This window comes from Micromonospora sp. WMMD730 (assembly GCF_049178955.1).
Taxonomy (GTDB): Bacteria; Actinomycetota; Actinomycetes; order Mycobacteriales; family Micromonosporaceae; genus Micromonospora; species Micromonospora wenchangensis.
Genome location: NZ_JBMHML010000002.1, coordinates 7440201 through 7461500 on the forward strand (window position 1 = coordinate 7440201; position 21300 = coordinate 7461500).

At 67.5% G+C, this 21300-nt stretch carries 19 protein-coding genes and 1 CRISPR repeat array; of the genes, 7 read left to right on the forward strand and 12 right to left on the reverse strand.

The annotated features are described in order from the left end of the window. The first annotated feature begins 209 nt into the window (after positions 1–209). The 3 genes from ACN265_RS32100 to ACN265_RS32110 all read left to right on the forward strand — a co-directional run bounded on the left by ACN265_RS32100 (position 210) and on the right by ACN265_RS32110 (position 2338). Positions 210–1049: a hypothetical protein gene (locus ACN265_RS32100; protein WP_421411112.1), complete on the forward strand. Its 840-nt coding sequence runs from the start codon at positions 210–212 to the stop codon at positions 1047–1049. 28 nt (positions 1050–1077) lie between these two features. Continuing rightward, positions 1078–1632, forward strand: coding sequence for a hypothetical protein (locus ACN265_RS32105; protein ID WP_421411114.1), 555 nt, complete (start codon positions 1078–1080; stop codon positions 1630–1632). A gap of 292 nt (positions 1633–1924) precedes the next feature. After that, positions 1925–2338: a hypothetical protein gene (locus ACN265_RS32110; RefSeq protein WP_421411115.1), complete on the forward strand. Its 414-nt coding sequence runs from the start codon at positions 1925–1927 to the stop codon at positions 2336–2338. Here ACN265_RS32110 and ACN265_RS32115 read toward each other — a convergent pair. Continuing rightward, positions 2333–2854 (reverse strand): hypothetical protein, encoded by a 522-nt coding sequence (locus tag ACN265_RS32115; RefSeq protein WP_421411117.1) that lies wholly within the window; start codon positions 2852–2854, stop codon positions 2333–2335. The genes ACN265_RS32110 and ACN265_RS32115 overlap by 6 nt on opposite strands. 914 nt (positions 2855–3768) lie before the next feature. Between ACN265_RS32115 and ACN265_RS32120 the strand changes: the two genes are divergently transcribed. Both ACN265_RS32120 and ACN265_RS32125 read left to right on the forward strand, forming a co-directional pair. Further along, on the forward strand, positions 3769–4269 hold the full coding sequence (locus tag ACN265_RS32120; RefSeq protein ID WP_421411119.1) for a hypothetical protein: 501 nt from the start codon (positions 3769–3771) through the stop codon (positions 4267–4269). A 12-nt stretch (positions 4270–4281) separates the two neighbouring features. Beyond that, on the forward strand, positions 4282–5052 hold the full coding sequence (locus ACN265_RS32125) for an aminoglycoside phosphotransferase (protein WP_421411121.1): 771 nt from the start codon (positions 4282–4284) through the stop codon (positions 5050–5052). 189 nt (positions 5053–5241) lie between these two features. Here the strand turns inward: ACN265_RS32125 and ACN265_RS32130 are convergent, their stop codons facing one another. Beyond that, positions 5242–5919, reverse strand: a complete 678-nt coding sequence (locus ACN265_RS32130) for a hypothetical protein (protein ID WP_421411123.1) — start codon at positions 5917–5919, stop codon at positions 5242–5244. Positions 5920–6854: 935 nt separating this feature from the next. Here ACN265_RS32130 and ACN265_RS32135 point away from each other — a divergent pair. After that, positions 6855–7718 carry an IS5 family transposase gene (locus tag ACN265_RS32135; RefSeq protein WP_421411124.1) on the forward strand — a complete coding sequence of 288 codons (864 nt, stop codon included), beginning with the start codon at positions 6855–6857 and terminating at the stop codon, positions 7716–7718. Between the two features lie 323 nt (positions 7719–8041). After that, positions 8042–10677: direct repeats of the CRISPR family, unit length 30 nt; unit sequence GTTGCGAACCCTCGTAGGGCGGATGAGGAC. A 116-nt stretch (positions 10678–10793) separates the two neighbouring features. Here ACN265_RS32135 and cas2 read toward each other — a convergent pair. The 10 genes from cas2 to ACN265_RS32185 form a co-directional block, all read right to left on the reverse strand. Beyond that, positions 10794–11057: a CRISPR-associated endonuclease Cas2 gene (cas2, locus tag ACN265_RS32140; RefSeq protein WP_421411126.1), complete on the reverse strand. Its 264-nt coding sequence runs from the start codon at positions 11055–11057 to the stop codon at positions 10794–10796. A 4-nt stretch (positions 11058–11061) separates the two neighbouring features. Then, complete coding sequence (cas1b, locus tag ACN265_RS32145; protein WP_421411128.1) at positions 11062–12042, reverse strand: type I-B CRISPR-associated endonuclease Cas1b; 981 nt, start codon at positions 12040–12042, stop codon at positions 11062–11064. Further along, positions 12042–12536: a CRISPR-associated protein Cas4 gene (locus ACN265_RS32150; protein WP_421411130.1), complete on the reverse strand. Its 495-nt coding sequence runs from the start codon at positions 12534–12536 to the stop codon at positions 12042–12044. The genes cas1b and ACN265_RS32150 overlap by 1 nt, the downstream gene beginning before the upstream one ends. After that, complete coding sequence (cas3, locus tag ACN265_RS32155; protein WP_421411725.1) at positions 12536–14986, reverse strand: CRISPR-associated helicase Cas3'; 2451 nt, start codon at positions 14984–14986, stop codon at positions 12536–12538. Before cas3 ends, ACN265_RS32150 begins: the two co-directional genes overlap by 1 nt. Positions 14987–15093: 107 nt before the next feature. Beyond that, complete coding sequence (gene cas5, locus ACN265_RS32160; protein WP_421411132.1) at positions 15094–15744, reverse strand: CRISPR-associated protein Cas5; 651 nt, start codon at positions 15742–15744, stop codon at positions 15094–15096. Further along, positions 15744–16787, reverse strand: coding sequence for a type I-B CRISPR-associated protein Cas7/Cst2/DevR (gene cas7i / locus ACN265_RS32165; protein ID WP_421411134.1), 1044 nt, complete (start codon positions 16785–16787; stop codon positions 15744–15746). The genes cas5 and cas7i overlap by 1 nt, the downstream gene beginning before the upstream one ends. Beyond that, positions 16784–18226 (reverse strand): hypothetical protein, encoded by a 1443-nt coding sequence (locus tag ACN265_RS32170; protein WP_421411136.1) that lies wholly within the window; start codon positions 18224–18226, stop codon positions 16784–16786. Before ACN265_RS32170 ends, cas7i begins: the two co-directional genes overlap by 4 nt. After that, on the reverse strand, positions 18223–18966 hold the full coding sequence (locus tag ACN265_RS32175; RefSeq protein WP_421411137.1) for a CRISPR-associated endoribonuclease Cas6: 744 nt from the start codon (positions 18964–18966) through the stop codon (positions 18223–18225). The genes ACN265_RS32170 and ACN265_RS32175 overlap by 4 nt, the downstream gene beginning before the upstream one ends. Before the next feature lie 467 nt (positions 18967–19433). Next, a complete protein-coding gene (locus ACN265_RS32180) occupies positions 19434–19625 on the reverse strand; it encodes a hypothetical protein (RefSeq protein WP_421411139.1) in 192 nt (63 codons plus the stop codon). Continuing rightward, positions 19622–20062: a hypothetical protein gene (locus ACN265_RS32185; RefSeq protein WP_421411141.1), complete on the reverse strand. Its 441-nt coding sequence runs from the start codon at positions 20060–20062 to the stop codon at positions 19622–19624. The genes ACN265_RS32180 and ACN265_RS32185 overlap by 4 nt, the downstream gene beginning before the upstream one ends. A gap of 887 nt (positions 20063–20949) precedes the next feature. Here ACN265_RS32185 and ACN265_RS32190 point away from each other — a divergent pair. After that, positions 20950–21270, forward strand: coding sequence for a hypothetical protein (locus ACN265_RS32190; protein WP_421411143.1), 321 nt, complete (start codon positions 20950–20952; stop codon positions 21268–21270). The last annotated feature ends 30 nt before the right edge of the window (positions 21271–21300 follow it).

Sequence of the window (21300 nt, forward strand, 5' to 3'; positions counted from 1 at the left end):
CTGCTCCTTCTGCTTGAGCGGGACCGTGTCGACCGGCTCCGCGGTGTCGGGGACTGCAGGTAGAACACCTGCCGCTCCTGAACAACCAGTTTCACTGAGACCAGTTAAACCGATGATAGCCGGGGGCGCAACCCCGAAGGACCCATGAGCTCGCTCCGTCGCTTGAGGACGTGCGGGCAGCCCCGCGAGCTAGCTGTCATGCTTGCTGGGTGCGCATCGAGCTAGCCGGCCGGAACCCCCTCCGACGCCGAGAGCTGAGGGCTGACTTTCACGGCGACACGGGGAACCTGGTGCTCGACGCACGAGGACTGCGGTGGGTCAGCCCACTCGAGCTCGCCGCCATCGTCACGATGGGGACCGTCGCCGCTGCCCGCGGCCGTGAAGTCCACCTGCTCGTACCTCACGACCCGAAGATCGCGTCCTATCTCGTGCGGATGAACGTGGTGGAGCTGCTTGAGCCCTTCACCGAGATCGAGGGGCCGGTCCCAACCCAGGTGCGCCGCGACCACTCCGACAAACTCCTCGAGGTTGCCGAGGTTACGCCCGCCAACATCGACGATGTAAGCGACAGGCTCGGTCAACTGGTAACGGCGAGGCTTGGACCGAAAGCGGGCAGAGCGGCATTCGGCAGCCTCAGTGAACTGCTTGACAACGCCACTACACACGGCTACGGCAAGACCGGTGCCTTCACTGCGGCCCAGCTCTACACCGGCACCCTCAGCCGTACACCTGGGTTCGAGTTCGCCGTCTGCGACTCCGGCGACGGGATCCGAAAAGTTCTGTCCAGCACTACCAACCAGGACCTGGAAGGACCCGTGGCTCTTGAGCTAGCACTAAATGGCGGCAACCGGCTCCCCGAAGGGGGAGGTCACGGACTGCCGAGCCTGTGGCGGCAGGCCGTCCGAGGTGGCAAGGGAGGTGAACTTATGCTCCGCAGCGGAGACGCCGTCGCCACCGTGAAGCTCCGCCTGGAACCCACCTCGATCTGCAGCCGCGTCGCTGAACCGGTGGACGGCACCTGGGCCTGGCTCCGCGTCCGAGTTCCGTAACGAGCCGTAACGTGTTTCAATCAGTCAGGTGAAACCGGATCCCGCTACGACCATCACCTACGATGTCGGACAACACCGGGCGTTCCTGGCAACCAGGGAACGCGGCAGGAAAGTGCTTCACGACTTAGAAGATCACGTCCCGCCTGACGCCAGCCTTCTTGTCATCGACTTCGCCACCGTGGAGGCGATGACTGTCAGCTTCGCCGATGAGTTCCTCCGCAAGTACTACTCCACCCTCGCCACGCAGGACGACGGGCCGACCTCCGTGCTCGTCGCCGGACTCAACAACGACACCCGCGAAACGATCGTCATCGCCTTCGAGCGCCGTGAACTTCTCGCGTTGGAGCGACTCGGTGATGACCTTGTGCTGCTGGCGGCGTCGGATGTTCTCTCGGACACCTTCAAGCTCGCTAGGGAGCTGGGAACTTTCACGGCGACGACGGTCGCTGAACAAATGGGCATCAGTGCCCCCAACGCGAATAACCGACTAAAACGCCTCGTTGCTGCGAGAGCGCTCGTTCGGCGGCGTGGGGTCGCCGAGCGCGGCGGCAAAGAATTCACCTACTCCGCACTCGAACCTTGAGCGCCTGCCGTTATGCCCCCCCTCGCGGCCCAGCAACGCACGCTCCGCTCAGGCTCATCACGTGACGCTGTCTGGGGCCGTCGACTGCCCTACTGGTGGGCCGTACAACGAATCCGTCCGTGCGGTCCGCCGCGTCAAGGGCACCGAGGCTGCTTCGGCTGCTGACTACGGCGTTGGTCGGAACGAGGCGTCGCTCGCCCCCGCGTGCTGGTCAACGCCCAGATGCGGCTTCGTCGCGAACCACACGCGCTCGGGAACGTGGCAGTGAAGCCTGGGATGTCAGCGCTGCCACGTGGTCGCTCTGGCGCAGGGCTTCGGGCTGCTGACGCCGGCGGCGGTGAGCGAGACGCTGCGGGTGCGTGTCCTCGCCGCTGAGGCCTTGCAGCGGACGGGCAGGCCGCACCAGCAGCAGGAGTTGTACCTGGTCATCGCGCAGGCGGCGGCGCTGCTGGCCAGCGCGAGCGCTGACCTGAGCCTGTGGGCGTCAGCGATGCAGTACGCCCGTGCCGCGGACGCGTACGGGGAGATCATCGGCCATTCCGGTGTGCGTGCGTATGCGCGGGGGATGCAGGCCACCGTCGCGTACTGGACGGGCCGGTACGACGATGCCGTGCGGTACGCCTCTGCTGCGGTCGAGATCGCGCCGCCCGGCGTCGCGCGGGTGCGCGCGCACATGGGGGTTATCCGGCGTTGGTTGCCGCTATGAGGACAACTCGTTTCCGATCGCTGAGGGCGTCGGTTGGTCGCGTCCCACGGTGTTGACCCGTGCGCGGTCGCCGTTGAAGCCCGGGTCCAAGCGGTCGGCCAGACAGGACCGGTGCGCGGTGAACGACGCACATCCCGGTCCTTCACTGCTGCGCACGTCGACGGTGACGCCGTCGCCGCCGGGGCTGAGGATTGTCAGCTGACCGCAGCATCCGCATGGCCAGCTGAACTCCTGTAGGTCCGCTGCACGCATCGTGAGGCGTATCCAGACGGGTGGGTGGTACCGGCTGATCTCTTGGACGACCGCGTCGACCTGATCGCCGACTGGCGGGTACTCCTCGGGCAGTGCGCGAGGTCTGCCCGACGGGCTGTCGATCACGGCGGCGTCGACCGACGCGCCCACCGTTTCATGCCCGAGGACCTCGGCCCTGACCCCCCAACGCTCATGACTGATGATCGTCGCCCGCACGGCGGTGCCCACCACCAGGTCACCACCGACGCTGTCGAAACGCTGCATTGGTTGATCGTCGCGCATCACCTCGTCAGCGGCACAGCCCCGGCATGCCCGTACTCGGTGGTAGCGCCGGCTCTGCACTCGGAGCTGCACGCCGGCAACACGGGCCGTACTCGTCGCGCCTGACGCGCCGGGCCGTGTCGAAGGTTCGTGTCGAGGGTGTTCGACGAGTGTCGACCCGCTTCTACTTGTTTCTGGCATTGAGGGTTCGGTGGTTGGCCGGGCACCAGGGACGGCGTCAGTGGCGTCGGGAGGCATTCCGGATGCGGCGGCACCCGTAGAGGCGGGGGGCGCAGCGGGCGTGTCCAGACCGCATCGCGATCTGTGGACGGGTGCCGTTGAAGAAGGGAAGCGGTGGTCATGGGCTTGGATCACGCGTTTGCTGGGGAAGAGATCATCCGGCACCGCAGGATGTTCATTGGCCCGGAGGGGATTGACGGGGTCGGCAGGACAATCGCTGTCGATCGTGCCGTCGAGGTGTTGGGCGGTCGTACCGCCCTGAGGCTGCGCTGATGGCTCGGCCGCCGATTCCCCACGTCGCTATGCGTCCGCTCTGGCGGTGTCGCAACTGCGGTGCCGAGTGGCCTTGTCAGCCGGCTCGGCTGTCGCTGCTGGCGGAGTACCGGCATGACCGGACCGCGCTGCTGCTGTTCCTCGGGGCGTTGATGACTGAGGCGAGTGGTCAGCTTCACCAGCTCCACCCGGACCGCAGGCTCGACCTGACGGACCGGTTCATGTCCTGGGCCAGGGCCCGCTGATGAGGGCCATGCCACGGGTGAGAGGGCCCCCGGCCTCGACCCTGCCGCGAGTCACCTGCGCTTCATGACCGCTTCATCAGAGAACAGGCATGCGGACCCCAGCTCCGTGCGCGGCGTCGATCAGCGCCGCTGACTGCACCAGGTGTAAGGAGAGAAGTCGTGACTGTCACCGCACACGAACCGACCACGACCGCGAGCACGACCGCCCTCGACCCTCGGACCCTCGTCACGTCCGAGGTGTTCGGGAAGCTGGTCGACTACTTCGCTGCCGACCGGCACGTCACCCGCGTGTACGCGGAGCGGGCCGTGGAGCAGTTCCTGGTCTTCCTCAAGGCGCACGCCGACACCGTGGGCAACGAGGACTTCGGGATGCTGCTGCCCGACGGGTCGATCGGCCGTGTCGTGCCGACCCTCCCGGTCGACGCCGTGTGGCATTCCGTATTGCAGCACACGGTGCCCTACAACGCCGCCTGCGAGCAGATCGCCGGGAGCTTCGTCCACCACATCCCCATCCTGACCGAGGGGATGATGGACGGCACCGCCGTCACGTTCACCCTTGCGGCGCTGCACGCCACCGGGTACCGGGTCGACATGGAGTTCTGGCACGGTGAAGCCGAGTCGTGCTGCCCGCCCGGGGAACCGGATTTCACCGGCAAGTAACGAGAGGTGACCATGCGCAGCGACTGGGCCGCACTACCCGAGCGAGTCGGGATGGCGGTCGCCGAACGAGTCGGCGGCATCGTCGGCGTGTACCCGGCTCCGTGTGGTGACCACGCGGAGATCGCGTCGACCGTCATCGGTTCCACCGGCACCGTCTTCGTCAAGGCCGCCTGGTCGGGCCCGGGCGTCCGGTCACTGCGCTACGAACTGGCGGTCACCAGGACCATCGACAGGTTTCCGCCTGCTGTTTTGTGGGACTTCGAGTCCGACGGCTGGTTGGTGGTGGGGGCCGAGCACCTGGACGGCCCCCACCCCGACCTTTCCCCTGGTAGTCCCGACCTCGACACACTCGCCGTGACCCTCACACGGCTGCAGGAGACCACCGCACCGGACCTGCGGCTGTACGGCCCGGCCGGGAGGCTCAGCTTCGCCCACCCGGCGATGGACGGCGATGCGCTCGTGCACTCCGACCTCAACGCGGCCAACCTGATCCTGACACCGCAGGGACTCCGGATCGTCGATTGGGCGTACGCGACCAAGGCCGCACCGTGGGTCGAGCTGGCGTTGCTCACTCAGTGGCTGATCGGCAACGGCCACACCCCGGCCCAGGCGGAAGACTGGCTGAGCCAGTTCCCCGCCTGGGCCGGGACCGACCCTGAAATGCTGGACGACTTCGCAGCGAGGAACGCCTCGAAGTGGGCCACCAAGTCACGACAGAGCACAGAGAGTTGGGTGCACGACCTCGCCTGCTGGACCCACGAATGGGCGGCCTACCGGGCATAAAGTATCGGCCGCGCAAACGGAAGGCACCCCTGTCAGGATCATTGCATTGTGGGTAGCTGCTGGTCACGATGGCGATGGTGAGCGGACCGTTGGCTTAAAGGGTGGCGCAACACGCACGCCCGGGTATCGAACACCCTCGACGCCAAGTCCCGACAGCCGCTCCGGCCGTCACCCGCTCAAAGGGCTCGATCAGTCGGCGTGGTCCGTTCCGTCGTCCCGGTTGGCCAGTTCGATGAGAAGTCGTTTGTACTCGGCCTGGCTGCCGATAGCCGGCCGGTGTTCAGGACGATAGACGTAGTGTCGGATCGCGGCGGCGAGGAACCGGGCGTCGACGTTGTCTGTGCGCAGTGCGTTTCGGCTCCACGGGATGCCACGGCGCTTCACGAGCAGCGGTTGCGCGAAGGCCATGCGAAGCCGCAAGGGACGATCGGCGCTTGGGCGGAGCTGAGCTGCGGGGAGGGCCTCCCACGGTACGGTGAGCGAGCCGAGCGGCCAGCTCTGCCGTATGCCGTAGGGCCGTAGTTGCACCTCGTTGTCCCGCCAGGCATCGATCAGTAGCAACGTGACTGCCACGAGCCAGGCGAGAGCGAGGACCACGTCGAGCGTTGACACGATGTCCGCCCTCGTGGAGCGGACCAATGCGCCGAGGCTCGCCGAGTTGGGCCAGAGGACGCCCAGGGCGAGGAACACCTTCCATGCCGGCGGCGGCGTCGCGAAGGCCGGCACCTGCGGAAGCACCACGAACGAGGCCGGCCGTATCCCCATGGCGATGACCAACAGGACCAGGACCGCCAGGGTGATCAGGACGAGCGGGATGAACAGGACCTGTCCCAGGGCGGGCGTGAGCCCGATGGTGGCAGCGTTCACGACTGCTACCAGCAGGCCAAGCAGGAGAACGACATGCCGATGGCGAGCTCACTGATCATGCCCGTGACGATACGAGCCAGCGGTAGCGGGACGGGCTGGGCCAGCCGGCTCTCATCCGCAGACGTCTTCGGTCAGATCGACTGACCGTCGATCTCACGGCACCGGGCGGGACGGGCTACTCGACAACGACCTTGCGACGGCGGCGGCGTTCGCAGGCTGACCTGGGTGACGATGAGCGTGACCAGTGCGGGGCGCCTGCGAGTTCCGGTGGAACGGCAGGCCAGTTCAGCCCTGCTTTCGCAGCCCGTCGACGGTCCGTCGTGTCGCGCGACGAAGAGGCCGTGTCGTACCTGCGGTGTTCGTCTTCGCCTGATAGTTCGAGGCAACCAACGCGGACAGGTGCTTCGGTGTGCTCATGATTCGCACAGGGTTGTTCCGGTGGGTGTCCCCGGGGAAGGTGGAGTGGGTTTTGCTCCTGATCGCCTCAATCGTGGGCGGGCTGGTATGGCAGGCGGGTGCACCTGGCTGGGCGGGCGTCGTCCTGTCGGTCGTCATCGCCCTGATGGTTCGATGGGTGCGGCACCGAGGTCTCATCGATCGTTTCCTCGTCCGCTGGCTGCACCGTCCCGAGACGCCTTCCGTTTCTTGAGAGTTGGCGGCAGCCGCTTCTGCTCGATCGGGGCGCGTTGGGTCGTGCGTCGAAGTGCTCTCTGACTGGACGTTTGTTTCGCGTTCGCGTCAGTAGTGGCCGATTCATGTTTGGACATCGGTAGCGCGATATGTCCAAACCGGTCCAGTAAGAGCGCATAATGGCAGACGCACACCTGCCCGACTTCAGCGCATTCCACCCCGGGATCGTGTCTGGTTCACATTCATCCCCGCATAGGCGGACATGGCGTCCGCCCAGCCGTCGCCCCGACACGTACGCCTACTGCATGACCACACGACGCCCCTACCCGTCCGACCTGTCCGACGCCCGGTGGGCCCTGATCGCACCCCGACTGACGGCCTGGCGACAGGCCCGCACCGACGCTGGCGTCAGCGGACGCGCACCCACCCACAACCTCCGCGACATCTTCGACGCAATCCTCTACGTCAACCGCACCGGCATCGCCTGGCGCTACCTGCCTCACGATTTCCCGCCCCACGCCACGGTCTACGGCTACTTCGCCGCTTGGAGCAAGGAAGGCATCTTCACCGACCTGAACTACCAGCTCACCGGCCTCGTCCGTGACCACCACGGCCGCACCGTCGAACCAACCGCATCCATCATGGACAGCCAGAGCGTGAAGACCTCCACCAACGTTCCATTGTCCACACAAGGCACCGATGCAGGGAAGAAGATCGTCGGCCGCAAACGCGGCATCATCACCGACACCATCGGCCTGCTCCTCGCCGTCACCGTCTGCGCCGCCAGCACCAGCGACAACAACATCGGCATGAACCTGCTCGACCAGGCCACCACCACCTACCCCACCCTGACCAAGACCTGGGCCGACGCCGGCTTCAAGAACCGCGTCGTCGAACACGGCGCACACCTCGGCGTCGACGTCGAGATCGTCACCAAAGACCCACAGATCAAGGGCTTCAGCGTCGTCAAACGCCGATGGGTCGTCGAGCGCACCATCGGCTGGCTCATGCACCACCGCCGACTCGTCCGCGACTACGAAACCCGACCCCACAACTCCGCCAGCATGATCACCCTCGCCATGATCGACAACCTCGCCAAACGCCTCACCACCGAAACCACCCCAACCTGGCGAGAACCCCTACAACCACAACACACACAAAATACGTGAATCAGACGTCCTCTGAGGACCGGCTCGTAACCCTAGGTGGGCCGGCGGGGGTGCCTATGTTGCGAACCCTCGTAGGGCGGATGAGGACCCGCCGGCCGCCGCCGTAGGTGCGGACTTCCCCCTCATTGCGAACCCTCGTAGGGCGGATGAGGACGAGTAGTAGGACACCTGCCCGTAGGAGCTGACCTCCGGTTGCGAACCCTCGTAGGGCGGATGAGGACGGCCGCCCGGACCTGCGCCCGCTGCCAGGCCATCCGGTTGCGAACCCTCGTAGGGCGATGAGGACTCGTCGGTATCCAGCGCGTGATCGGCGGCCAGCACAGGTTGCGAACCCTCGTAGGGCGGATGAGGACGCGGATCACCGCTCTGCACCTGGTCGTGACCCAGGCGTTGCGAACCCTCGTAGGGCGGATGAGGACGAACACCCGCAGGTCGCTGCCGGCGGAGTCCATCTGTTGCGAACCCTCGTAGGGCGGATGAGGACCGCCGGGTCGACCGGTGGCCCGGATGACTGCTCCGCGTTGCGAACCCTCGTAGGGCGGATGAGGACGGCGCCGGCTGGCGCGGGCGAGCAGCTCGTCACCCCGTTGCGAACCCTCGTAGGGCGGATGAGGACGAGTGCGGGCAGGCTGCCCAGCACCCCGCCGAGCAGGTTGCGAACCCTCGTAGGGCGGATGAGGACGCGGGTACAGCAGCGCCCGGTACACCCCGGGCGGCTGTTGCGAACCCTCGTAGGGCGGATGAGGACGAGGCGGTCGACAAGCTCACCGGCCTCGGCATGATGTTGCGAACCCTCGTAGGGCGGATGAGGACGTTTCCCACGACACGGCGATCTGGTCGCCGTACTTCGGTTGCGAACCCTCGTAGGGCGGATGAGGACCCGCGCCTCGCCCCTACCACCAGACAGGAGGGAGCGTTGCGAACCCTCGTAGGGCGGATGAGGACCCGGGATGACCGGCTCACCGGTGAGAGGGTTGAGTTGCGAACCCTCGTAGGGCGGATGAGGACCGGTCACATGCTGGGCCAGCGGGTACACCGCCTCAGGTTGCGAACCCTCGTAGGGCGGATGAGGACCACCACCCCCAAGTTCGTCGGCTGCCTGGCCAAGCGGTTGCGAACCCTCGTAGGGCGGATGAGGACCACCACCCCCAAGTTCGTCGGCTGCCTGGCCAAGCGGTTGCGAACCCTCATAGGGCGGATGAGGACCGGTCACATGCTGGGCCAGCGGGTACACCGCCTCAGGTTGCGAACCCTCGTAGGGCGGATGAGGACCACCACCCCCAAGTTCGTCGGCTGCCTGGCCAAGCGGTTGCGAACCCTCATAGGGCGGATGAGGACCGGTCACATGCTGGGCCAGCGGGTACACCGCCTCAGGTTGCGAACCCTCGTAGGGCGGATGAGGACCACCACCCCCAAGTTCGTCGGCTGCCTGGCCAAGCGGTTGCGAACCCTCGTAGGGCGGATGAGGACCCCGCCGACCGGCGGGACCTCTGGTGAGCCCCACCATGTTGCGAACCCTCGTAGGGCGGATGAGGACCTCCGCGCACGGCACCGCGATCCCCGACAGCACCGTATTGCGAACCCTCGTAGGGCGGATGAGGACATCAGCAAGGAGTCCCGATGCACCTGAACCCTATCCGTTGCGAACCCTCGTAGGGCGGATGAGGACCGGTGTGCATGGCGTTCGGGGGTGTGATGGTCGCTGTGTTGCGAACCCTCGTAGGGCGGATGAGGACCCGGCGGCGCGTCGACGGCAGCCGGCGTGTGGGTGTCGTTGCGAACCCTCGTAGGGCGGATGAGGACGGTGCTCGTGGGGGGGGGGGGGGGGGGGGGGGGGGGGGGGGGGGGGGGGGGGCAGCTGGTCCACCTCGACATGTTGCGAACCCTCGTAGGGCGGATGAGGACCGGGCGAGGCTGTCAATGCCGCCGCCGTAGGCCCAGCGTTGCGAACCCTCGTAGGGCGGATGAGGACCTTAGCTCCAGCCGCACCCCGGTCGCCACTTCATGTTGCGAACCCTCGTAGGGCGGATAAGGACGTACGACGCCCTCGACCCCCTGGCCGCGGCGTTGCAGTTGCGAACCCTCGTAGGGCGGATGAGGACCCAGCACCGCAGGGTTGGCGGCGGACGGCTCCATCTTGTTGCGAACCCTCGTAGGGCGGATGAGGACTTGACGCTCTCGCCGAGCTGGTTGCGGAGGTCGGGTTGCGAACCCTCGTAGGGCGGATGAGGACCACCCGATCGACCAGCTGGCCTATCCGGACGGCGTGTTGCGAACCCTCGTAGGGCGGATGAGGACACGGGGCCCGAGGCAGTGGCTGACATCTGGCGGGGATGTTGCGAACCCTCGTAGGGCGGATGAGGACATGTGGAGCCGCTACGGGCGCTGGTGCTGCGCCCGTTGCGAACCCTCGTAGGGCGGATGAGGACCACCAACAACCCGACCGAAGGGAACCCTGTGCCCATGTTGCGAACCCTCGTAGGGCGGATGAGGACTTGAACGCCATGTCCCACGAGGCGATCAGTTCGTGTTGCGAACCCTCGTAGGGCGGATGAGGACACCCGAACCACCTGGCCGGCAAGACGTTCTACTACGGGTTGCGAACCCTCGTAGGGCGGATGAGGACCCGCGCCGGCGAGGGCATCGGCGGACGGACGCTGGGTTGCGAACCCTCGTAGGGCGGATGAGGACCCTTGTAGTCGGCACCCTTGGCCAGCCCGTCGGCGACCGTTGCGAACCCTCGTAGGGCGGATGAGGACGCCACCCCCGCTGCGGGGGAGGTCACCGCGATGACCGGGTTGCGAACCCTCGTAGGGCGGATGAGGACCGTCCGTCATCTAGCGCCCCAGGATGCCAGCGGAGAGTTGCGAACCCTCGTAGGGCGGATGAGGACGGAATGGGTGGACCTGTGGGTGCGCCGGTGGCGCCGGTTGCGAACCCTCGTAGGGCGGATGAGGACCCGAAGATTAAGTTGCAGGTCAAACGGGTTGGAAGGGCTGTCTTCGGGCTTGATTTTTCAGCGGACCTCCGGTTGTGGAGCTTACTCCGGCGTGTTGCTGAAATCCTGATGATGATCTAGAGGATGTCCAATGGTGCCGGTTGGGTGCGACCCCACTCCTGTCGTTGGCCTGTAGTGCCCGGCTGGAATGTGTACACGAGGACGCTGTCGTAGCCGCTGTCGATGGCCTGTTCGACGGCAGCGCGGAAGCGGCGTAGCTGGGCTTCGCTGAGGTCGCCCTCGAAGACGCTGCGCTGCACGTGGTGCAGGTACTGGCGGCAGGTACGCAGAATCAGCGGGTTCCGCTTTACGGCGGTGTCGTAGACGACGAGGACGTACATGGGTTTACCACCAGATCCGGAACGGCTTGTACGGTTCGCCTTCCAGGCAGTGCCGAGCTAATCGCAGTGCTTCCAGGTAGAGCAGTTCGTCGTAGGCGACTTTGCGGCCGAGGGAACGATGTTGGACGGTCGTGCCGAGTTCGTCGCGGACGGTCTGCACGACGAAGCGGCGTCCGCTTTCGCTGAGCATCGCCTGGTTGACCTCGCTGTCGAAGTGCTCCATGCGGAGTTGACCCCGGCCGGCGAGACGTAGCAGCAGCCGTTCGGCGAACAGCGGCTTGAACACCTCGGCCAGGTCCAGGACCAGCGAGTGACGTTGCCGTTCCATCGTCGAGTGCAGGAAGGCCAGGCCGCTGTGCAGCGGGGTCAGCCGCACGGCGGTCAGCACTCGGGCGTAGATGATGCCGTTGACGTAGCTGATGAAGGCGTTGCCGGCGTTGCTAGGCGGGCGGCGGGTGCGGCCACCGAGTTGGAGCCACTCCGGTAGCCGGGTGTCGAGCATCTGCCAGGCTGAGCGGCGGAAGGTGCCCTCCGCGCCCATCAGTTGCGCGGCACTGGTCGCCTTCGCGGCCGACTCCTTGAGCGTGGTGTATGGCGCGGTGAGCAGGTCGCGGTCGATGACTCGGCGGACGTTGAACGCGGTCGCCACCACCAAGTCCCGGGCGATCCTCAAGCTGGCCGTCGGGTCGGCAACCAGCCTGGCCTGGGCCAGCACTGTTTCGCCGGAGACGCTGGTTTCGCTGGTCAGCAGCGAGCCGACATAGTCGCCGTAGTGGCCCAGCAGGTGCACGCTGACATGGTGCCGGTTGAGCAGTGACGCGACCGCCGTGTTGATGTCCACCGGCTGAACGGCGACGATATCCCGGACGTCGGTGACTGGGATGTGTACCTTGTCGCCGGACTCGCGTTCGATGACCAGGGACTGGTCCTGTCGGCGGATTCGGCATGCGGTGGTCAGCCAGTAGGTACGGGTGGCAGCGGGCATCAGTCGCTCCAGCAGTAGTCGGCGAAGCTGCATCCCCGGCAACGGGTGCGGGGGAGCCGGGGAGGGGACTCGGCAGCGCCGGTGACAGTGAGGGCCTCAGCGATGTCCTGCTCGGCGCGGGCGGCCTCTATCGCGTCGTACTCGATCCTCCTGGTCCTTCTGGTCTTCGGGTAGTGCAGCACCGCGCCCCGGGTTGCCACCCCGACCTGCCGCAGCCGGTAGCAGTAGTGCACGACTTGGGCCTCGTCGGCGCTGGAGGGCCGCGAGGACGACTTGACCTCATGCACCCACTGGTCGCCGTCGATGAAGTCCAGCACTGCCGCACCGAGATCAACCGGGGAGTTGCGCCGGTAGGATAAGTCGTGTACCGCCTCGCCGAGCTGCACGGCGGCGCTGAGCTGTTCCGGTCGCACACCGCGGGCGTAGAGCCAGAGTTGGCGGCGGCAGTGGTGTAGGTATTTGATATGTACGCCGCCGATGTCGTCGGTTCGCATCAGAACACCTCGCCGAGTCGGTAGCGGGCGCCTTCGACCGCGTTCACCTTCGTCAACCCGTACTCTTCGTCGTATTCGCCGTTGACCACTCGAACGCCGAGGCGGTGGTCGAGCCGGGCAAGCCGGGCGGCGTATGCCGGCATCGGGATCAGGTAGTCGTCGGCGAGTAGCCTGCCCACCGGCCGCTGGCCGGCCAGCCCGAGAGCCGTCTCGTAGGAGGCTAGGTCGTCTTGGATGATCGCTTCGGTGCCGTCGAACAGCTCGTCGAACCGGTCGGTCAGGGGTATGCGGTCCGCGTACGGCTCGCTGAAGGATAGGAAGTCGTCGTGGAACCGGGCGCGTTCTCGGTCGACTTCGGCCCACCACGCCTGTCCCCACACGGTCACATAGATGCTGTCCAGCCAGCCTCCAGCCTGGACTTCGTCGACCGACTGCCCGTCGTGCCCGCACAGGATCCGCCAGCCCGCCTCGACCGGTTCGCGTAGGTACACGCCGTCGGCATAGTCCCGCCTGGTCGGGTCGCCCCGACGCGGACCGAACGCCGCTGGATGCACGATGACATCGGCGGCGGCGCGGCGACCGAGCCGGTTGACCCGACCGAATCTCTGCAGCAGCGCCTCCAGTGGTGCCGCCGAGGTGAACAGCACATCGAAGTCCACGTCGAGCGATACCTCGACGACCTGGGTGGCCACCACCAAGCCGCCACGGCCCCGTCCGGCCGCCCTGGCCTGGGTGCCGTACCTTCCGATAATCCGCCGCTCGATGTGCGACCGGTCGACCCGCCGGAACCGCGAGTGCAGCAAGATCGCCGCATCAGGGTCAGTGCCGTCGGGGCTGTCATGGTGGCGGGCACGGGCGCTCGGTGCCAGCGCGTCGTAAAGCTGCTGGGCCTGGGCCACGTTGTTCGCTACCACCACGACCGACTCGCCCGCAACGAGCCGTCCCCTCATTTCGGCGATCGCGTCTGGGCTGATGAGCGTGTGGTCGCGGATCCTGACCCGGTGTCTCGGCGGGACGCAACCGGGGTCGGCCGACACCGCTTGCACGGGGGACCGCATGGCCTGGGTGAAGAGTTCGGCCAGCACGGTCGGTAGTGTCGCCGAGAGTACTGCGACTCGTCCGCCGAGCCGTTCCCACAGTTGCGCCGTTGCCAGGATGTAGCCCAGCCGGACGGGTTCGTAGGCGTGCAGCTCGTCTAGGACGAACACTGAGTTCGCCGAGTCGACCACGATGCCGGCGTGGATCGGGCCAGCCAGGGCGCCGCGCAGCAGTTGGTAGGGCGTCGATATCCGCACCGTCTCCCGGAATAGCCGGGTCGCCGCCGCCCGTGACACCGCTTTACGGGCTGCCGCCACCCGCCGGGCGTCCTCATCGGCCGTCCCAGGGGTCGCTGCCGCGTTCTCGTCCTCGGCGCTGATCGCCGTCGCGAGGTGATAGGAAGCAGCACGCGAGTGGGCCACGCCGGTCACCTCGTCGCCACCGAGCAGCCGGCCGAGCCTGCGCGCCATTGCGTTGATCGACGCGAGGTAGGGCAGGGTGTAGACCACTCGGGGTACCCCGCCGACCGTCGCCATAAGCTCGGCGACCTGTCCAGCCGCCCACAGCAGACCAGCCTCCGTCTTGCCGGTCCCGGTCGGTGCCCGCAGCAGCAGATGCCCCCGTACGTCCCGCGCCTGCTCCTGGTGCCGGTGCAACGCCCGGCCACTGGCGGCGAAGTCGCCGGCCAGCCGGGTCACGAACCCGGGCGCGATCGGTTGTGTCCTGTGCAGCGTGCCGTGCGCCGAGGACAGGTGGTCGGCTAGCGTTACGGCTCCCTGCACCAGGATCGCGGCGAGATCGTGATCGTGTCCTGCCCAGCCCTGCTCATCCCAGTACCGCAGCGTCTCGTCGAGCAGGGCATGCGCTGACGCGACAACGTCCGGTGCGGTGGCGGGCCCGAGCGTCGGCAGGCCCGCCGACATCGCTGTGCCGGCTAGCCAGCGGGCAAGCTCGGCGGCCACCGCCTGATCGACGGGGCCGATCCGTGCCCGGAAATCCGCCAGCGGCAGGCCGCCGTGTCCGTATGTCTGGGCGATCGACGGCTTGCCCGCGCCGTCGGGCGACGAGGCCAGTGCCCGGTGGTGGGTGACCACCCCGAACGCCACCCACCGACGGAGCAACTCGTTGTCGATCAGCAGCGGCAGGAAACCGAGCGACAGGACCTCGTGCCGTTGCCCCCACGCTGCCGATCTGCCCGCGAGCATGTCCTGGAAGCCGTCCGCAATCTTCCCGGCGTCGTGGCTAAGCGCCGCCCAGCGCACCACCTGCCAGAACAGCTCACCGAGGGTCTTCTCCACGACCTCGATCCGACCGACCCGTTCAGCCAGGGCGTCCGCTGCCGCCAAGGTGGCAGCCAGGTGAGCGGTGAGCGACTCGACCGGCCGACCACGCTGGGAACTCTTGGCTAGCACACGGTCGAGGACCGTCGTCGTGGACGACGCCGTGCCCGGCTGAGCCGCTCCGGCCGGCGTCGTGTCCAAGGGTGCCGTCACGATCGTCGCCCCCGTCCCAGCACGGATCAGCCGGCCGTTGACGGGTGAGGCGCCGGCAGCAACGCCACGGCTTGATCGTGCTCGTCAATCCACTCGGAGGTGATCGTGCCGGCACGGCTGGAGGCGTCGTAGCGATACTCGTCCCACCGGGTACGCGCCCGATCCAGCGACACCGCAGTCGGCAGGCGCAGCCGCAGCCCTTGCGCGGATTGGGAGCCCGGCACGACCGCCGTGCCCTGCCGGCCACCGCCGGCACGGAGGGCCACCTGGCGTAGCTGCACCCCGACAAGGTCCTGGCTGCGGCCCAGCCGCAGTGGCCACACCGGCCGCCGCAGCCGGTTCCACCAACCATCAATGTCGTCGACCAGCCAGACCGTCAACGTGACGTCAGCCAGGAACGCCCGCAGCCGGGGCGTCGGATCCGCCTTCCGGCCGGTCGCCTCCAACGGGTGGTAGGTCTCCAGATCCTCGCCAGAGCCACCGCACCGAAACGCCATCGCAAACCGTAGACCCGGATCGACTCGGTGCCACCCACCTGCGGCGGCGGCGAGCATCCCACCGACCGTAGCTGGCGGCGGACACGGAAGACCGACCTGCACCCCGGCGTAAAGCGGATTCCGGAACGACACCACCGGCGCGGTGACCGTCACCTCCAGCGCACGCAGTTCACCGGGCATTAGCGCTTCGCATCCTCGAACCACGCGTCGTGGGCACCCCGGGCGAACTCATCCCCGAGGGCGTTGAGCAGCGAGCGCGGATGACCGAACACGACCTGCCCGCCCTCAATCAGGTCGGCCAGCTCGCGGCGGACCCGCTCCCGCTGGTCGCCGAGGAAGCCCGGCGCCCAGCCGAGCAACACCGGCCCGTCCAACTCGTCCGCCCATGCGCCGATCTCCTCCCGAAGGACATCGGCCCGGAACACAGTGTGCCGATCCTGCGCCGCCAACACCCGAGTGAACGGGTTCACTCCGCCCTTGACCGGGGCCAGCACCATCAGCGCCGGCGCCCGGTCACCGTAGTGCAGCGACTGCTTGGCACCCCCACGCACGGCGGCGAGCGTACGTAGCAGCAGCGCGACCCGCCGGCGCCGCTCGTCGAGTGGCAACCGCAGCGCCTGCGCGTCGCGGAACTCAGTCGGCTCCGCACCATCCTCCCTGGCCTCAACAGCACCGGCCGATGTCAACGCCACCTTCAACCCGGAGGCGTCCGTCTCGAATACCCCAACGCGAGGCAGGTCGAGCAACAGGTCACCAGCCAACTCGGCGGTATAGAACTCGTGCCCGTGAATGACTGGATTCTCCCCGGCACCGAAACCCCGGCTCATCGTGCCGAAATCAGACTCCGGGTAGCGCGGGGAAACCGCGACCAGGGTGCCGGTGGCCAGCACCGTGTCCCGCTGGCAGGTACTGGAATTGCCATCGGCGTCCTTCTTCACCGCCACCATGTAGCCGAACAGGTCGTCGTCGAGGTAGCGGTGCGGTCGGCCCGCCGTGTACGCCTGCTGCTTCTTGCCGCTGCCGGACCGGATCACCGGGGACCGTGGCTCGCCGGCCGGTAGGGAATCCCGTAGCCAACGGCGGAACGCCTGCGCCGACACGTACGGGAAGACATCCCGACCGACCCGCATCGTCTTGACCTTGGCGACGTTATCCTCACCCAGGCCGTTGTTCGGCGCTCCGGCCACCACCCCGAGCGCTACCTTGCCCACTAAATAGGTCACCGCTGGTCCTCCTCATCGTCGTCACGGTGGAACATGAACCCGTTGTCGGTCGGGCCCAGGTCGTCGTTGGTCAGCTCAACGGCGACCTTCGCCGCGTCGGACGGTCGCCACCGCAGCCGGTGCAGCTCCTCCAACACCGCGATCAGGAACACCTCCCGGTGAAACCACGCGTTGCTGTCTGCTCCCGGGTCGAACAGCAGCTCATAGCCACGGGTGGTGACCAGCGCGCCCGCTGGGTCAGGGACGGACGCCGGAGGGGCGAGCATCCACCACACGGCCTGCCTGCGTAGCCAGCTCCGCAGCCGCGCCGGCTGTTTGAAATCCGCGTGGAAGGCCTTTATCTTGCCTGCGCTGTCCTGCGCGGCCAGGAGCGCAGCGACCCGTGCCGCCGTCCCCTGGATCTCTTTCAACGTGCTGTCATCCATATCGAGAACCTCGGTGGTGTACGAGTAACAGATGGCGGCGATCCGGTCGGTGTCCGGTCGGTGATTGCCGGTGACGGCAGCGGCTGCCAGGTAGTGGCCACAAGTGGTCACGACCCGCTGCGGGTCGCGGAACGCGTTCCTGGCCATGTTGACGATTCCCGGCCGGTCCGCAGTCTGGTGCGCCCGCAGCAGTGGCCGGAAGCTGCCCTGGTGCGGGCCGCCCGTCAGCGTCGCCCGCAGCCACTCTGCCAATGGCTGGTCCAGGGCGTAGGTCTCCAGCGTCTGCCCACGGTTGTTGTTGTTGAAAACGATCAACTCGATGCCGGCGCTGATCCGGTGTTCGTAGTCACGGAGCCGGCGCAGCGCCAGCACCTCACGCGAGGGCGGCTTGCGCGGCTCCCGGCCAACGCCGATGACCATACGGTTGCCGCGGACCTGGCGCCGCACGCTGTGCGCGAGGAACTGGTCGTCCCAACTGTGGACCGCGACTGTCGATCCACCAGTGAGCTGACATCCGTACGGCAGAGCGTGGAAACTGCACACACACGGCCAACACAACGCCAACCCCTCATGTCCACGAGGCGTGTTGTTGCGGTAGACGTTGCTCTCGGCAAGCGGCACATCGACCTTGCCGAAGAAGCCGACCGCTTCTCGCCCGCATAGAGCACACGGCACCCCAGGCCAGGATGCTTCCGGCGGCCGGGTGCGCCACCGCCGTACGCCGTCGCCGATCTCCTCGTCGGTTCGCTTGCCGAGCGTCGGCATGTGGTTCATCTTCGAGTTCGGGAAAAGCGACTGGCTGCACTTCAACCAGAACCCGCGCGCCGCCTTCGTATCACGCACCAACGCGGCACCGGTCGCGTCCTCCGCCATCGTCGACACCGCCTGGTCGAAGGCGTCCCGGGTCAACCGGTGCGGATCAGGCGCGCCAGCCAGGACCGCGAGCGCGTAAGCGCCCACCCGCTGCAGCGGATGCGGTGTCAGCACCACGCTCTCGGCCGACGACGCGATCATGCGGCCGTGCCCTCCGCCGCGACCCAACCGAATCCAGCCGAGTTGGCCTGCCCGAGCCCCCAACTCCAGATTGCCTGCAACCCCTCAGGATCGCCTCGCAATTCGGCCTCCACCGGCGCACCGGGCTTGAGCCCCTTTCCCACCGAGAACGACCGCTTCGCGCCGACCCACGTCAGCCCATCGAGCGCAACTTTCGCCTCAAGACCCAACGTCTCAAGCTTCCGCCGCAGATTCTGATCAAGGTAGGCCGGGAACTCGATATCGGTCGGCAAGAGCCACGCCTGCCGCGTCGTCCGCTCCCCGCTCTCGTCGCGGCCGGAGCCCTTCATCACCACAGGGGTGGCGGTCCGCATCCGGGCGACACCGGCCTCGAACTCTGGAGGATCGACCGGGGTCACCCGGGTGATCCGGAACGCCACCCCTCCCCAATCGATCAACTCACACTGCCGCAGCGCGGCAGCCCACGCTTCGACGATCTCGGGGACCGGGCTACCGAACTCGACGAAACCCCGCCCACCGACCGCATACCTACCGCGAACTCGAACCGCCGCCGGGAAGAGCGGCGCGCTGAAACCGAACGGCGCCATGCGGTTCGGCCCCCACCCGTTCGCATGTACCTGCTGGCCCAACCCACGAGCCGTGCGGGACAACAGCTCATACGCCAGGCTCCGCCCCGGCGCCAACACGTTCGACCAGGGCAACTCAGTAGCCGAAGTGACCACCTCGATCCGCAATCGCATCAAGACTCCTTGACTCGCCACGCTGAGACCAGCGGAACCTACAACGTGCATCCGACAACAGACCGAAACGAGCTACTCCGGCGCTCAACAAGCAAAGGAGGGTCGAGCCCAATACTCCGACTGCCGCGCCCGTCGACGCGGCTCCGACCGGCGGAACCGCACCCCGATCCGGGCATGAAGCTGATCCAGTTCCGCATGCCAACGATCGACATCAACGTCTGCCACGACATGACCAACGAACCTGACCCGAAGACGATTCGCCTACTGCTGTGGGAGCCTTAACCCGCGCCTCCACCGCAGCGATCCAGCCAATCGTTGATTTCTCGTTTAAAGCTACGGGCGGGCCTGAGTGCGGCGGCCCCGACCGGATCACTGTGCACCCCGACATCGCCCTGCGCCTGACCGACTAGCCGGCGCCACCCGCTCATAGGTCGCCAGACGAGCTGAGGGCCGGCTGGCGGGTGACGTCAGGCCGCGTTCAGGTCGCGGGCGTCGAGCCGGAACGGGTGCCCGTACTCGGCGCCGCAGCTGGCGCACCAGGCCCGGAACAGCAGGCTGGTCGCGGTGTTCGCCGTGGCCGGTTCCACCCTGTACCGCACGCCCTCGATCACGGTGTACAGCCGCCGCCACCGGGCCGGGCAGGTGCAGACCGTGCTCACGCGGTCGCCTCGCTGTCGTCGGGATCGGGGGCCCGCCACTCTCGGGGCTTGGCGCCGGTGGCGTCGGCCACCTGGGCGACGTCGCGGTGGCCGTAGGCGGTGCGTACGCCGGAGATGGACATGCCCGCAGCCGCGGCCAGGTCGCCCAGCGTGTACGGGCGGGGCTGGACGAACTCTCGGCCGTAGGCGAGCAACTCGCGGATCTGCTGCTCGGCCTCTTCCTTGGTGCGGCGTGCGAAGGAGAGGGCTCCGAGCAGCGGATCCTGGTCGCCCTCCTCCCACGACAGCCGCAGGCTCTCGGCGGCGTCCCGCTGTTCCTCGGCTGCCTGCCTGCGCCATTCGAGGAAGCCGTCGCGGTCTTCCTCGGCCGCCTCGGTGGGTTGCGGGAGTGGGTGCAGGATCGCGGCCACGTCGGTGAAGATGTCTCGTCGACTCATGCCTACAGTCTACGCACTAAATTGCGACGATCGCAATAGTCTGCGCCGAGCGCACCTCCGTCTTCGGTTCCTACTCCTGGCTGTTGCCGCGGGAAATGACCGATTCCCCACGACAACGCGCTACGGCGCGACCTGACCGACCACAGCGAGTAGCACGAGGTCGAAGTTGTCGTACCGCTCTGCCACCCTCGACCCGTACGCATTTCCTGCGACGAGCCATGAGGTGCGCCGGTGGGGCAGGTCCACAAGCTCAGGACGTCGTATCCGACGCCGACCTTCGCCCACGCGATCGCGACGTTCCTCGTCGCCCACACCGCCGTCGGCGCCTGGTCGTCCGGGAAACACCGTCAAGTCCCGGCAGACCCTGACCGCGCTTGCCGGCACCTCGGTCGGTGACGACCTCGCCGCGCTGGACACCGGACCCGGTGCGGCGGCACTCGCCCGGGCGTACACGGCAGCTTTCGGCACCACCGCCCCGGCCACCCGGGTCCGGCACCTCTCCACCCTGCGCTCGGCGCTGGCCTGGTGGCGCGAGCCGGCCGGGTGGATCGCCAGGGACCCCACCGCAAGCTGGGTCCGGCCGAAGGTCACCGTGGACACCACCCCGGCGTTGACTCGCGACCAGGTCGCCGCGCTGTGGCGCCTCGACGTCGGCCTGCGCGACAAGACGCTGTGGCGGCTGCTCTACGAGACCGTCGCCCGCGCCGAGGAGACCCTCACTCTCGACGTGTCCGATCTCGGCCTGGCCAGCAAACGGGCCCGCGTGGTGTCCAAGGGCGGCAGGACCGAGTGGGTGTTCTGGCAGACCGGCGCCGCCATGCTGCTGCCCCGGCTACTCGCCGCACCCACGGCCCGGTGTTCTCGCCGACCGCAAGCCGACCCGCGCCGTGGCCACCGTCGACCTGTGCTCCATCACCGGCCGGGCCCGGCCGTCTTACCGCCGCGCCGCCGAGACCTTCGAGTACGCGACCCACCCTCTCGCCGATCCGGTCGACCGGGCGCAGGGCTTCACGCTGCACCAGTTCCGCCACGTGATGCTCACCCACGAGGCCGAGAACGGCACCAACACCGCCACCCTGCTCGCCCGCTCCCGGCACGCCTCCGTGCGCTGCCTGGAGCGCTACGCCCGGCCCGATCCGGAAGCCGTCGCCGCGCACGCCGCCTCCCCCGACTCGGCCGTCCGCCGCTGGACGGGGCAGGGTCGGTGACATGGCGTTCGCGGCGGGTATCTGCCTACG